This is a genomic window from Bacteroides intestinalis (assembly GCF_003464595.1).
GTDB lineage: Bacteria > Bacteroidota > Bacteroidia > Bacteroidales > Bacteroidaceae > Bacteroides > Bacteroides intestinalis_A.
The window spans coordinates 96,268-110,281 of record NZ_QRZF01000020.1 but is presented as its reverse complement, the minus strand read 5'-3'; the positions used below and the strand labels follow the sequence as shown (position 1 = coordinate 110,281).

The following is a 14,014-nucleotide window of genomic DNA, read 5'->3' as shown; positions in this document are numbered from 1 at the left end:
TATTACCAGTTGATTGCATCAATTAATTCTTTACAGTTTAGGCTTAAATATTTCTTCTATTTTAGCCTCAGGCAAACTAAAGATCAAAGATTTCAATTTATTTCCATTAATGCAAAGACTCTTTATTTCATTATCTCTTCTTATCTCATTTCCAAAATATTCTGGCTTACAAGGAACTTTATAGATATCAAATAACCTTTCAATAAGATTGCGAATACTTAAAAACTCACCACCACCAATATTATATATACCAGAAGATACTTTATTACCAATCGTTCTATCAACTGTTTGAATCATTTCTTCTAGTGTAATAAATTGACGAGTTTGAAATCCTGAACTGAATCTTGGTGTCTGAGGATTTTTATCAGCTATATAATCTTGCAAATACTGTAGTGTATAAGGTACTAATCGTGTGCCAGGTTTTAGGTCATCTTCTGAAAACATATTGGGCAATATGAAATGATAGAAAATGAAATCTGCTTTAAAATCATTTATGTAACGAGTATAAAGTCGTTTACTTAAAGCATAATCATTTGTTACTGGTAAAAATGAACATACAATCTCCTCTTCAGTAAATGATTTCTCTTCTTCTTTATTTACTCCTATCTCCATATACGAACCAAAAGACACCCATATACCTCTATATCCTCTTTTCTTTAATTGAATGGATATTTCAATTGGGACACTTACATTAAGATTATATATTAATGTAGGGTCAGTTTGTAAAGCTGCTTGTACGCCTGCGCCTGAAGCATAGAAAATAATGTCAGATTCTATAAGATTTTCAAATGGTAATGTATCTTTCAATAAATCTATAGCATAGAAAACGCTACATTCATACCCCTTAGGGACGTCAAGACCGTAAACATCTACTTGAGCGTCTTTATTAGAATAGAAATATTTTGTTAAAGCAACTGAAAGCATTCCATTTGTCCCAATTATTGAAATTTTCATGGATTCGTCTATTTTAGGAATTGATTAATTTCGTCTATGCAAATCTGATATACATCTTCTTTTTGATATCTTTTATACCAATCTGCTACTAGTTCCATACATTGTTGCATATTCATTCTTGGCTTCCAACCTAATTTCGCTTTTACTTTATTTATATCAAGCATTAATAACTTGGCTTCATGAACAGCATTAGAATCTGAAGAATCTTTCAATTCTCCATAACCAAAGTTTTTAATCAATTCTGTAGCTACCTCCCAAACAGTGGAAAAGCCATCGGCTTCAGGCCCAAAATTCCATCCTTCACAATATCCCGTAGGGTTGTCCCACATTTTTTGAGCCAATATCATATAACCGGATAACGGCTCAAGAACATGCTCCCATGGGCGAATAGCTTTCGGTGAACGGATATCAATCACTTTACCAGTTTCCAATGCACGAATACAATCTGGAATAATACGGTCTAATGCCCAGTCTCCACCACCAATAACATTTCCAGCACGAACAGATGCAATTGATACAGTATGCTTCTTACCATAGTCTACAGGATTAAAAAAACTTCTTCTCCAAGATTGGATGGCTATTTCACAAGCTCCTTTAGAAGAAGAGTAGGGGTCGTAACCTCCAAAAGGATCTGTTTCTTTGTATCCTTGTAATTGTTCTTTATTATCATAACATTTGTCAGTAGTAATCATAACACCAACCTTAACACTTGGTGTCTTACGAATAGCTTCCAACACATGGATGGTACCCATTACATTAACTTCGTAGGTTTCCACTGGTTGTTCATAGCTGAGACGTACTAATGGTTGCGCAGCCAGATGAAATACAATTTCCGGTTGATATTCTAAAAATATATTTTTCAGCTTTTGTCTATCCCGTATATCATCCCGTATATCTGCTTTTATTTTCCCCCCAATTCCTGAGAGTACAAAATTGTCTTTTTGTGAAAATGGATCTAAAGCTACTCCTATCACTTCTGCACCTAGTTCGTGTAACCAAATAGAAAGCCACGAACCCTTGAAACCTGTATGCCCAGTTATAAGTACACGTTTGCCTCTATAAAAGTCATCAAATATATCTACCATTTCTATTCAAAATTATATACTATTGTATCTTTAGGGTCATAGAGTTTATCTGTATAGGATAGTAAGATAAAATTTTTATCGCCATTGTTTGTAATAATATGAGCGACATTGTTTGGTATAAAGACTGTAATAGCCTTGCTTAGTGACATTTCAATTTCAAGCTTTTCATGCGTGGTAATATCTTCAAGTTTGAGCATTGCATCTCCCTCAATAATTGTAAACCACTCTAATGCTTGTAGATGGTAATGTCCACCTTTAGACTGACCTGGTTTTCCCATTGTTAAATAAACCTCACCTGTATGAGAGGGAATATTATCTTCTGTACCAGTAATTACCTTTAAAAACCACCCCCTCTCATCTGCTATAAGATGACGCTCTATGATTTTAATCCTTTCTGTGAGCGGATACATATCATCCATTATTTACCTCATTTTTGTATTCAAAATTTAGCACCTGTTTATCCCATTTTTTCCATGGAGCATTATTCGTTGCTAGCAATTTCTCTAACATCATTTTTTCTCTTATATTGTCCATACATTGCCAGAATCCTTCATGGATATATGACATAAGTTGGCCTTCATGAGCAAGAGTTTCCAATGGTGTACTTTCAAATATACAATCATCACCAGTCAATAAATTGAAAATTTCGGATTGTAGTACCATGTAGCCAGCATTGATAGTTGCACCATCAGCTATATTCTTCTCACGGAATGATTTCACTGCATTATTACCACCAATATTTAGTACACCTTTCTCTTGTATCATTTTCACAGCGGTTAGAGTTGCGATTTTACCATGTTGCTGATGGAATGATAGCAGGTTATTGATGTTTACATCACACACACCATCACCATAGGTCATAAAAAAAGGTTCATTACCTACATATTTTTGAATACGTTTGATACGACCGCCAGTCATTGTGTTATAACCTGTATCTACAATCGTCACTTTCCAAGGTTCTAGATTACTTTGGTGCACTATCATTTGATTATTATCATTACGATAATCGAATGTAACATCAGAATTATGCAAATAATAGTTGGCAAACCACTCTTTGATATACTCCTGACGATAACCTGCACAAATGATAAACTCTGTATGGCCATAGTACGCATACTCTTTCATGATATGCCAAAGGATAGGCATTCCGCCTATTTCAATCATCGGTTTTGGCTTAAATTGAGATTCTTCGGATATACGAGTGCCGAAACCTCCTGCAAGCAGAACAGTTTTCATATATTAGAAATTTGTATCAATTTTACAATTGTATTATTGTGTTTTCCTTAGCTTAAACATGCCATTTAACTTTCTAATAATCCTTTTCATCAGGTTAAATGATTTGTATATTATAAAAAAGAAAAAATTGCTCTTATTTTTAACAAATAAATATTGAATTTTGTCAGAGGCAGTAGCATTCCCTAAATAATCAATAAAATTTAGATGATAATTAGTTGTATCAATTCCTTTGCTTTTACACCACTTGCTAATTATACGGTCTGTATCTGCATCAAAAAACCAATCTATACCAGCCTCATAGTTGTTCATCTTGTAAGCTTCAATCGTTTTTCTTATACCATCCTCAATAAATAATGTTTGTTGAAAATCAGGTATTACAGATTTCAATTTAGAGTTATCCATAATGGCATCAATACTTCGACCACCAAGAATTTCACCTTTGCGTGAAGGCATTTCATGAGCATAAAAAGTACTTGGCAAATCAATGGTTTTAATTTCTTTCTTAATGATTCTAGAAATACAACTTAAGACTTCATTCCAAGATGGTGCTTCGTCGCCACAAACATTAAAAGCTTCGTCATATGCCTTTGTATTACCAATCAATCCTACTACTCCCATAGCAAAATCCTCGACACGTGTTATGTTACAACGGTTTATTCCACCGTTCCAACGTATAATTGGTTTTCCGGCAAGAATACGAGCAGCAAGTGTCCAATGATAACCATATATAGGCGAAATTCCGTATGGGATACGAGTGTTTCCATAAGTTACGCACGGACGAATAATAGTATAGTGCACATCACTGCCTTCAAGTAATTTCATTAAATGCTGTTCACTAGCCCATTTGTTCACACTATAGGACCACACAGGAAGAACTTTAGGAGAATCCTCATGACAAACTTCACCAAGCCTAGTATTATATACAGCGCATGAAGAGATGAAAAAATATTGTTTAGTAAATTCTTTGTAAAGATTTACACTCTCTGCCGTATCTTTGTCCGAGTAACAAAGATAATCCATAACTGCATCAAAACTGCGACCTTCTAATTGTTGACGGATATAAGAATAGTTCTTTCTATCAGATTTAATCAGTTCCACACCATCCGGTAAGTTTTTCACATTTCGTCCACGATTAATCATCGTGATTGCAATACCTTGCCTTAAAGCTTCCGCTGTGACTGCAGAAGAAAGAACTCCTGTACCTCCAATCAATAAAACCCTCATTCCTCAATCAAATAGTTCCATTATCCACCCTTATCTCCGTCCCTGTTATGCCACAAGCCCCCTCTGACAATAAGAATGCTACCGTCTCTGCCACCGAACGGACAGGAGTAGCAGCTTTCATTGAAGTACGTTTATAAATACGATTTTTTTGTTCATCGGTAAGCGTAGAACTCATAGCCGTCTCCATAAAACCGGGAACAACCACATTACTGCGTATTCCCAGTTCACCCCACTCTCTTGCCGTATCCTTGGAAAAAGCTTCAAGAGCACCTTTACTGGATGCATACATAGCCAGTCCTTTGTAACCTGTATGTACTGAAATAGAAGAAATATGGACAATACTTCCCTTTGTATGATGAAGCAGCATATTACGTAAGACATATTTAGTTATCATCATCGGAGTGAAAACATTTATCGAATACATGGAGTGTAGCTTATCCAATTTCAAGTTCGTGACAATATCATCATAAGCCATCGCAGCATTGTTAATATACCCATGAAGCTGAATCCTATTATTGACAAATTCCTTGAACACATTTCTGTGCACATTTTCACTATCACCCAAATCTATACTTTTAAAGAAAAGTTTATTTTTAAACTCCGCTTCCAACGCCTTAAAGTCATCTGTATAAGAACGGGCTATACCATATATAATATGTCCCTGCTGCAATAAGACCCTGCATATTTCAAGGCCTACCCCACGTGAGCATCCTGTTACTAAATAGTTCATAATCTTTTTAATTTTCCGGTTCTTGTCAAAGTGAATGTCTCTACAAACTTTATTCTACGGGGAATTTTAAAATCCTGCAACTTATCCCTGAGTTGACGACGAATATCAACTTCTTTCAGCAGAGCACCATCCTCTAATTGGATATCAGCACAAAGTATGTTACCCAGAACAGAATTGTACCTACCATAAACCAGTGACTGACGGATGCCTTCAATTGCATTGATAACAAGCTCCACTTCTCCGGGATTAACTTTATAGCCACCTACATTTATCAGTTCGTTTTTACGACTTCTAAACTTAAAAATACCTTCTTGTTGATTGACCCATTCTACCAAATCATTTGAATGATAATAATCTCCATCAAAACTAAAACTCTCCGAGCATCCCAACAATGAACGATGAATAAGTAATTCATCATCCACAACCATGAATTTATCACGGATGGAAGCAGGAATCTGGAAACAATCGCCTTTTGCTGCAAACAAAGACCCTGCCTCTGTAGAAGCATATATATTATTAATCTTAGCTAGAGGAAATATGCTGTGAATAGCATCATAAAGACATTGGTCACTTTTCTCTCCACCCAGAGTAATTCGCTGTACGGAAGAATATTCTTTTTCCAAAGGGAGTAACAGCCTATAGAAGGTAGGAGTAGCTGAAATGTGAGTTACAGAATACTTCTCTATCAGATTATAAACTTCATTCCGGCCAAGGCCAAACACATTTACCAAAGTATTCTGATTCTCAAAAGCTTGAAAAAACACTTGAAGCCCAGCCATGTGCGTAGGATTATAGGCATATGCCCAAACCTGTCCCCAATACCTTTCACCACAACGAACCGAACGAGAAAGGCTCTGTACGCTATGAATAACTTTTTTAGGTTGCCCTGTCGTTCCGGAAGTAAATATCGTAATTTCAGAAGCGGATTGTTGCAAAGCTTTAACCACTTCATCCATTGAAAAGAATTTTCTTGTTTGAAGTTTCTCTACGATATTAACTTTTTCTTCACTTATCCCCCCCAATTCGGATAGACTAAGATCGGAATCAAGCAATACCAAAGGCTTATTATTGACCAGTGCCTTTATCAGATTAGAAAAGTATCTGAAGATATCATGAGTTTTCAATAAAGGGACATAATCATCCATGCATACAGCTTCCAAAAGGTCTGCATAACTATACGACAATTCCCCATTGTACAAAAAAATAGTCATACTGTTCTATTTCTCCAACTTTGTATACAACTCTCCTACAGTGTTCACAAGACCGTCCTCAAAAATGTCAATATCAAACTCGTCCTCAATACGGACAGTCAATTCGGCAAGATCAAAGGAGGTCAAGCTCAAATCACTACGCAAGTTATCGTTTATATTAAGGCTTGATACGGCCGGTAGTTCTTTTGTGGCACGAATATCATTTATGATAGCCAAAACTATTTCTTTCATTTCTTTATTTATTAACAGGGTTATAAAAACGGGTGTAACACATGTCTGCAGCCACGCTACCCCATGACAGACCTACTCCAAATCCGCTCATGACAACTCGGGACAAATCATACTTGCCCTGACTACAAAGGTCTGAGAAGAGAAGAGGAATAGTAGCAGGTCCGGTATTGCCATAATTTGTCACGTTTGTAGGAGTCACCTCTGCCCGCACCTTAAGTTTCTTGCGAATATAGTTCACCATAAATACATTGGCCTGATGTAAAGCAAACAGACCTACAGAATCCTTCTCCCACTGCATCGTTTCCAACAGGCTGTTTATGTTCTTATGCACTTTTGTGATAGCAAAGTTAAAGATAGCCATACCGTCCATAAACAGATCATTTTGGGTACGTCCATTATGGTCTTCATCATATTCCAAAATGGAAGTTTCAGTTGAAACAGGAGTACGAAAACCACCTGCCGGTACAATCAGTCTGTCAGCTCCACTACCATCGGACTGAATATGAAATCCCATAGAACTGCCACCACGGCTAACCAAAGTGGCTGTACCACAATCGCCAAACACCATCCGTAAAGATTTATCCATAGGATTAATCATGCGTGAGGTAGTATCACCAGCAAGTACCAACACCTTTGAGCACATACCTGAACTAATCCAACACGCAGCCTGAAACAAGCCATAAATGTATCCGGAACAGCCGTAATGAATATCAATGCATACCGTATCTTCAGACAGTCCTAACCTGTCCTGCAAGCATATCGAAGTCGCAGGCAATATATAATCGGAAGTTTGAGATACAAACACCAAACCATCGATGACAGACTTGTCAATGCTGTCCGCATCAAAAAGATATTCAGCCGCTTTCTGGCACATATCCGAAGAAGTCATATCCGTGTCTGCTATTCTGACCTTTTCAACACCAGTAGCCTTGATAATGTTCGCCACCTCCGAATCTCCATAGGAAGAACATAACGACCGCATATCAAGTTTGTTTTTAGGAAGCCATGCAGCCACTGATTCAATACTGATATTATCTATTATTGTTTGCATAGATAGCCATTATTGTAGAGTAAAACCACCATCAATCACTATTCCTGTACCTGTCACGAACGAGGAAGCATCAGACAAAAGATAGATAATGCCATAGGCTACCTCTTCCGGTTTACCAAAACGCTTGAAAGGATAACGGGACATCTCTATTGCAAGCAAGTCAGAAGTAATGGAACTGTCATCAAGTATGTGGGTATCGATCATACCTGGACAAACTTCATTTACACGAATTCTTTTTTGTGAGAGATCCAGAGCAGCATTCTTTACAAAACCATTAATCGCCCCTTTAGAAGTAGAATAAAGTATATTTCCTCCCACACTCACAGATGTTCCACTTATGGAACATGTGAAGACGATGCTTCCTCCTGTAGCTATCTTCTTCTTTCTTAGCAATTTTTGCGTTAACATGATGGGAGCTATCGTATTAATTTCCAGCACCCTTTCCAGTTTTTCACGCTTGATGAATTGTGTAGGAAGAGTTTCCGTAATACCTGCATTATTGACTAACCCATATAAGACAGGAGTCTGTTCTACAAGCATATCCATTTGTTCCTCATTTGCCAAATCTGCAATAACAGCAAGATGGCCTTCGCCTTCAAGAGCATCAAAGGTTCCCTGCAACCGAGCTTCATTACGCCCTGTTATAACCAGTTTTGCACCCATTTTGGAACACTCAATGGCTGTGGAACGTCCTATTCCAGAAGATGCGCCGGTAACAAGAATCGTCCTATCTGCAATAGCAAATGGATTGTACATCACTTCTTAGATTTTATCAGTTCAAACAAATCACCTATTGTTTCCGAATTACGGATGTCATTACCGTTAACCGACACCTCATACTCATCATCAATCATGGCAATGATTGATAATGCAGCAAGTGAGCTCCACTCATCAAGGCTTTTAAACTCGGTATTGACAGTCAATTCATCTACATTCATATCCTCAAACTGATCGACAAAGTCTTGAATAAATTTTTGTAATTCCATATTATAATTATTTTATCAATATTTCCAATATACATCTTCATCAAGTACTTGAGAAGGATGGCCTGACACTAAAGAATGGGCAGGTACCTTATTAATGACAAATGACTTAGCAGCAACAATGGCACCATCACCTATCTTTACCCCATTCATCACAGTACAAGATTCACAAAGCCATACTTTATCACCTATTATCACAGGCTTGCTGTTCTTATACCCCTGACGATTAATATAGTGAGAGCCATTATTGTCCCTGACCGTAACATTGCGTCCCATCATCACGCCATCACCAAATTCAATATGGTCACCGCAAATTACGGTAAGACCAATATTAGAACCTCCATGCCCCTTAAAAGTAAGCGTCGCTCCTTCAAAGACCTCAATGTCTGCTCCATATCCAAGTTTAAGATCGCCGCCCAAATTCAACGTTGCCCCATCAGCAACAGAAAGTCTCGTTTCCAATCGTGATTTGGCAAATTTAACCTTACGTCCCAAAATTGTAATTCCTTTCTTATTGACAATGGCTGTTTTCGAAATATCAATAACACAATAAGGAGTGGGTAAGATAATGTTGTGAGAGAATATATCACGAAGAGAATTATACTTAAACAACTGATATAATGGCCTCGGATGGCACTGGGTGTTTTTTAAGATTGTGTATCCATAACGTAAAATACTCTTTATCATCTGTTTTTTACTCTTTTGTGAAGGAAAAATATACTTCCTTGACAATTCGAGAAAGGTCATCCGGTCGAGATCAGAGAAGAATTGTTGGCGATTTACCTTAGGGAGATCCAAAGAAAGATTCAAAGACCTATTACCAATTTCAATACTCTCGAAAGGCACGTGAACATAATTAATACGGCTTTTTACTTTTTCAAAATAGACCTCTCCTTTCTTCGAATTAATCATAACCAATGAAGTACCAAGATTCTTTTCCATTGAGGTATCAACCTTTTCAATACCCCAAAAATCGGCCAAAGTAATATCAGCAATCCGAGGATAGCCCTTAAATTTACAATCGTAACAAGAAGGACGACAATAAGCATTGGTCTGCAAATATCCCTTAGTATAATTGGATTGGTCTTTAGTCTCATAGACATGTTTGCCGTTGGCAAGAATCACTTTCTGTGTAAGATTACGCCAGCCATATTCTTTAGATTTAGCTTTGCAATATACTACCTTGGAGCCATAGCGTTCTTCAAACGAGTCAAGATATTTACGCCATACTTTAGGCGAATTGATACCACGACAGATATAATCAGCGATAATCAAATTATCATAGTCTTTGTGAAGGAATGCGCGCAAAGCCGCCATTTGACAAGGGCTTCCGCAAACAAGTACCTTCTCATCATTACGCAACAAAACCTTTACCTGTACGAAGAATCCCTCCAAAGAACTTTGCAAATATTTTGAGCTACGGATACGAGGAAGATCAACCTTGTCATTAGATATATATTGGCGAACAGAAAAATCTTCGTTAAAGATAGCACCGCCAACATAGCCTTTATCTTTGTACATAACATCAGCCAAGGCTGAAAACATACCTCCAGAGGTGGAATCGAATACGACCTCAATGTTTTTATGTTCAGCCGCATAGCAGACTGATTGCGGAAGGTCGTTCTTCTTCAGTTCCTTTATGTTGATTATCGGACATACTTTCTCACACAAACCACAATCCACACATTTATCTTTATCCACCTCAGGATACCAAAAACCTTCAATATCTGTATTGAATGTGATTGCATTGTGAGCACATACATCACCACATGCATTGCAACCACAACACATTGCTTTATCTGTAATATCAATCATATAATGATGATTTTATTTAATAGAATAGAAAACCGTTACCAACTTACCCATTTAGATAAGTTTATATATCAATTTTGATATTCCCTCCTTAGAGGACTATATTTTTAAATTTATTAGTATTCATTCCGATGGTCATAGGGAGTAAATTCTCATAATCACAACGCAATTGTACGATTTCGCAGAAAAATTTACGCAGATATTCCAATGTCGAGATATCATGCATACAACAAGCAAAAATTACCGAAACGGTAGAGACTTGGGCCATCTTGTCAGTGCTGAAGAATAAAGCATTTTCACGTTCACTCGCAAAAGGAGAGATAGAAGATTCAGTTATTAAATTGCCAATGCCATAACAATGTAGGTAAACGAAATGATTACCTTCCTAAGGAAGGCTTACGGTTCAGTTGCTGGTATGATGGAAAAAATACACTCATACTTACTGCACATATTGTAAAAATTGGAAAAATAACAGAAAAAGTGACAATTCTCTTTGTACTATTTCTCAAAAGGTTATCATATCTATATGTCAAAATAGAAAATTAGACAAAGAAAAAACAACACATAATTATTAGTTATTCTTCCACCTCTTCCCAAGGATACTGATTCTCCTCAACCCCTTTCAACTCCTCCACAATCTTCGCCTGTTCCAAAGTCATCTCTTTTTCATTCCAGGTATTGATGATTTCATGTGCCTCCTTTGCCAATTCCCCATCATAAAACTCACTATAACAATACGTCAAAAGACGCACCTTAAGCAATGAAGGAGAAAGTTTCGGAAGTATTTCCCAGCTACGATCCAGCACATTCTGAATATATTCTTGTTTACGACCATTATCATAAATTGTTGCAGCAAAAGCTACTAATAAGCCAAGGCAAAGTTCAGCCTCTTCTTCGACTGTATTTCCACGAGTACTATAAAGTTCCATAGCTCGTTCGTAAACGTCACGGTTCAAACGTGTAAACTGGTCCGCATAAATGGGACTTCCATCAAGCCCGTAGGTTAAGAGATGATGGGCTGCGGAAAATAATGATGAAGAATTAGAATCCATATTATTAATTATTTTATTGCAAAAAGAGAAGATTCTTCGACAAGCTCGAGAATGACAATACTATTATCAATCGATAATCACCGGTTCAACAAGCGAAGGTGGTATAAAAGTAGTAGCAATAGCCATGACACCTTCAATATTAACGACCACGCGGCGATCATGCCTGATGCGAACAAACTCGCCGATAACGCCTTTAAAGACACCATCTGTGATACGAACTTTCTGACCTTTCACCAGGTTCAATTCAGCTGACTCAATATAAAGAACTGCTTCATCGTAACTACCCGCCACGAGAATAAAGTTACGCATCTGCGCATCAGGAATAACGACCGGACGACAATATTCACGATTCATAATGAAACGTATAGGCATTTTTCCCTCGAGTTCATCCTTCAAAGCATCTATACGCTTACGAGTAGAATGAATAAAGACAAGATTATGTATGGCAGGAACCAACTTACGTACACGTTTACCACCTTTCATTACTATTCCATAACGCATAGGGATAAAGCTCTCTATGTTTTCCTCGTCCAAAATAGCTTTCAAAGCCAATTCACGACTATAGGAAACACGAACAGCAAACCAGTGGAGTAATTGAGAGTTAGGAGTAGAAAGTTGAGAGTCAGTACTTTCGTTCATGAAATTTTCGCGAAGTTACTTCGCGTCAGGATATTTTTTAGGGACACCGGAGTAGTGAAATACCTACCGGTCAAGTTATGTAATGCGATTATTTTAAGTAGCCTAACTTGCATTCATTTTATTCCAGCGCTTCCTACCGTCGCGGAAAAAGAAGCAATGAAACAGTTATGTGGAACTTTTTATAGATAAAAAGCTATAAACGAATAGATTAGAGAGAAAAATCGTTTTTTAATCGTTCGTTTAATGGCGCAAAGATAAAAGGTATTTTTGGAATGTGCAAGATGTTTAATAAAAATAATCTTATGAGCACTTTTCTATTTCTATAAATGCCTAATAAACAAATTGTTATTCTCAAAATAAATATCATTAATATCTATTCAGATTATTATCCTGATAACGACTCTTCTTTCATAAATATTTACACATATTAAACGAACGTTTTTTGCACACCCACAAAACAAGAATTTATTCCCCTATATACCAACCCATTAAGTAACATAAAGAAAAGTTTCAAATTAACATTCATCCCGATATTTTTGCCCACTCTTCTTTTTACACTTACCTTCGCAACTTACAACATATTTTTTCATCACTAATTCCAACATTAAAAAACATCTGAAATATGGAAAAGAATAAAGTAAATACAGCAACAAAAAAAAACTGCAAAAAAGAACAAGAATAATAGTAAGAAGCCAATAAAACAAGGTATTAAAGCAAAAAGAGGACCCAAACCCGGGGCTACGATTACAAAAATAATCGACCGTCGGGACATTATAGAAAAAGCATTTTTAGAGCTCTACATGATAAATTGTCTGGACGCGTCTCCAGAAAACGGATTGGCAACGCTTGCACGTTTTTTATACAGAAGAGAAAAGTTTCAGCAAAAGAACGGTAAACGAATATCAGCCAACACAATAAGGCAAGATTTGATTGAATTACTTAAAGAGTCCAAGTACACAAATCCGAGAAATAGAAAGAGAAAATAACAACAAAAAACAAGTATGAATTAGTGTTGAACAACATGTTGTAAAAGGACTTAATTTTGCCCCCGCTTTGGCAAAGATTAAGCCCTGCAGATGAGAAGATGCCGCTTTATCCAAAAGTGACATCTTCTTTTTTTTGCCCGACACAAACACTTACTAAAGAATTAAAAATGAAAGAATTTAAAAAATGAAATGTAATGGAAAACGTTTTCAAAATGTCACTATTCATGCCCCCTATCTCGCCGATAAAGGACAAAACAACCGGAAGAACTGTAAAGAGCGCCACACTTACTCCGCTACGGACTATAAATCTGGAAGAAATATATAAACTGATAACCTCCAACGAGAGACTCACTGCACTGACTCTCGAAGTGCGAAACGCCGCACTGTGGGGTGACGAAAACACCAGCCGTCTCCTGAAGCAGCAAACACTGCCCTACGTGACCCCTTGCGGAATCTTCACCCGTCGCCGAAGCGACTGCCTGGAAGAGCTGTCCGGACTGGTAGTAGTGGACATCGACCATCTCGAATCCACCGAAGAAGCCGAAATCCTGCGACAGGAATTATTTGATGACCCGTATCTGTGTCCCGCACTGGCATTCATCAGTCCCAGTGGACTGGGCGTGAAAGCCTTCATTCCTCATACCTCGGAACAAAAAGCCACAGATGGAATCCGCTGGGCCATGAACTATGTACACTGCATGTACGACAGCAACCACCGCCAACCCGGAAAAGGAGTAGATACATCGGGAAAAGACCTCGTACGCTCCTGCTTCCTCTGCCATGACGAAGGAGCGCTTTTGAGAATTAAAAAATAAACGTC

General features: G+C 37.4%; 15 protein-coding genes. 1 reads left to right on the top strand and 14 read right to left on the bottom strand.

The features are described from left to right. Nucleotides 1-30 precede the first annotated feature (30 nt). From DWW10_RS21215 to DWW10_RS21150, 14 genes are all read right to left on the bottom strand, one after another. Entirely contained in the window at nucleotides 31-954 is a 924-nt protein-coding gene (locus tag DWW10_RS21215) for an NAD-dependent epimerase/dehydratase family protein (RefSeq protein ID WP_118422195.1), read from the bottom strand. 8 nt (nucleotides 955-962) lie between these two features. Continuing rightward, complete coding sequence (gene rfbG / locus DWW10_RS21210; protein WP_118422194.1) at nucleotides 963-2,039, bottom strand: CDP-glucose 4,6-dehydratase; 1,077 nt, start codon at nucleotides 2,037-2,039, stop codon at nucleotides 963-965. Nucleotides 2,040-2,041: 2 nt separating this feature from the next. Then, nucleotides 2,042-2,458 carry a polysaccharide biosynthesis C-terminal domain-containing protein gene (locus DWW10_RS21205; protein ID WP_259320516.1) on the bottom strand — a complete coding sequence of 139 codons (417 nt, stop codon included), beginning with the start codon at nucleotides 2,456-2,458 and terminating at the stop codon, nucleotides 2,042-2,044. Continuing rightward, nucleotides 2,451-3,275: a glucose-1-phosphate cytidylyltransferase gene (gene rfbF, locus DWW10_RS21200; RefSeq protein WP_118422193.1), complete on the bottom strand. Its 825-nt coding sequence runs from the start codon at nucleotides 3,273-3,275 to the stop codon at nucleotides 2,451-2,453. The genes DWW10_RS21205 and rfbF overlap by 8 nt, the downstream gene beginning before the upstream one ends. A gap of 33 nt (nucleotides 3,276-3,308) precedes the next feature. Beyond that, nucleotides 3,309-4,499 carry an NAD-dependent epimerase/dehydratase family protein gene (locus DWW10_RS21195; protein ID WP_118422192.1) on the bottom strand — a complete coding sequence of 397 codons (1,191 nt, stop codon included), beginning with the start codon at nucleotides 4,497-4,499 and terminating at the stop codon, nucleotides 3,309-3,311. Between the two features lie 7 nt (nucleotides 4,500-4,506). Next, the gene (locus tag DWW10_RS21190; protein WP_118422191.1) at nucleotides 4,507-5,229 is read right to left on the bottom strand and encodes an SDR family oxidoreductase; all 723 of its coding nucleotides are present in this window, start codon (nucleotides 5,227-5,229) and stop codon (nucleotides 4,507-4,509) included. After that, on the bottom strand, nucleotides 5,226-6,440 hold the full coding sequence (locus DWW10_RS21185) for an ANL family adenylate-forming protein (protein WP_118422190.1): 1,215 nt from the start codon (nucleotides 6,438-6,440) through the stop codon (nucleotides 5,226-5,228). The genes DWW10_RS21190 and DWW10_RS21185 overlap by 4 nt, the downstream gene beginning before the upstream one ends. Before the next feature lie 6 nt (nucleotides 6,441-6,446). Then, nucleotides 6,447-6,671 carry a phosphopantetheine-binding protein gene (locus DWW10_RS21180; RefSeq protein ID WP_118422189.1) on the bottom strand — a complete coding sequence of 75 codons (225 nt, stop codon included), beginning with the start codon at nucleotides 6,669-6,671 and terminating at the stop codon, nucleotides 6,447-6,449. 4 nt (nucleotides 6,672-6,675) lie between these two features. After that, the gene (locus DWW10_RS21175; protein ID WP_118422188.1) at nucleotides 6,676-7,722 is read right to left on the bottom strand and encodes a 3-oxoacyl-ACP synthase III family protein; all 1,047 of its coding nucleotides are present in this window, start codon (nucleotides 7,720-7,722) and stop codon (nucleotides 6,676-6,678) included. A 9-nt stretch (nucleotides 7,723-7,731) separates the two neighbouring features. Beyond that, on the bottom strand, nucleotides 7,732-8,478 hold the full coding sequence (locus DWW10_RS21170) for an SDR family NAD(P)-dependent oxidoreductase (protein ID WP_118422187.1): 747 nt from the start codon (nucleotides 8,476-8,478) through the stop codon (nucleotides 7,732-7,734). Beyond that, a complete protein-coding gene (locus DWW10_RS21165) occupies nucleotides 8,478-8,708 on the bottom strand; it encodes an acyl carrier protein (RefSeq protein ID WP_118422186.1) in 231 nt (76 codons plus the stop codon). The genes DWW10_RS21170 and DWW10_RS21165 overlap by 1 nt, the downstream gene beginning before the upstream one ends. Before the next feature lie 15 nt (nucleotides 8,709-8,723). Next, nucleotides 8,724-10,520: a Coenzyme F420 hydrogenase/dehydrogenase, beta subunit C-terminal domain gene (locus DWW10_RS21160; protein WP_118422185.1), complete on the bottom strand. Its 1,797-nt coding sequence runs from the start codon at nucleotides 10,518-10,520 to the stop codon at nucleotides 8,724-8,726. Between the two features lie 572 nt (nucleotides 10,521-11,092). Further along, nucleotides 11,093-11,569, bottom strand: coding sequence for a UpxZ family transcription anti-terminator antagonist (locus DWW10_RS21155; protein WP_118422184.1), 477 nt, complete (start codon nucleotides 11,567-11,569; stop codon nucleotides 11,093-11,095). 66 nt (nucleotides 11,570-11,635) lie between these two features. Then, on the bottom strand, nucleotides 11,636-12,208 hold the full coding sequence (locus DWW10_RS21150) for a UpxY family transcription antiterminator (RefSeq protein ID WP_118422183.1): 573 nt from the start codon (nucleotides 12,206-12,208) through the stop codon (nucleotides 11,636-11,638). A 1,180-nt stretch (nucleotides 12,209-13,388) separates the two neighbouring features. Between DWW10_RS21150 and DWW10_RS21140 the strand changes: the two genes are divergently transcribed. Beyond that, nucleotides 13,389-14,009 (top strand): BT4734/BF3469 family protein, encoded by a 621-nt coding sequence (locus DWW10_RS21140; RefSeq protein ID WP_118422181.1) that lies wholly within the window; start codon nucleotides 13,389-13,391, stop codon nucleotides 14,007-14,009. Nucleotides 14,010-14,014 lie beyond the last annotated feature (5 nt).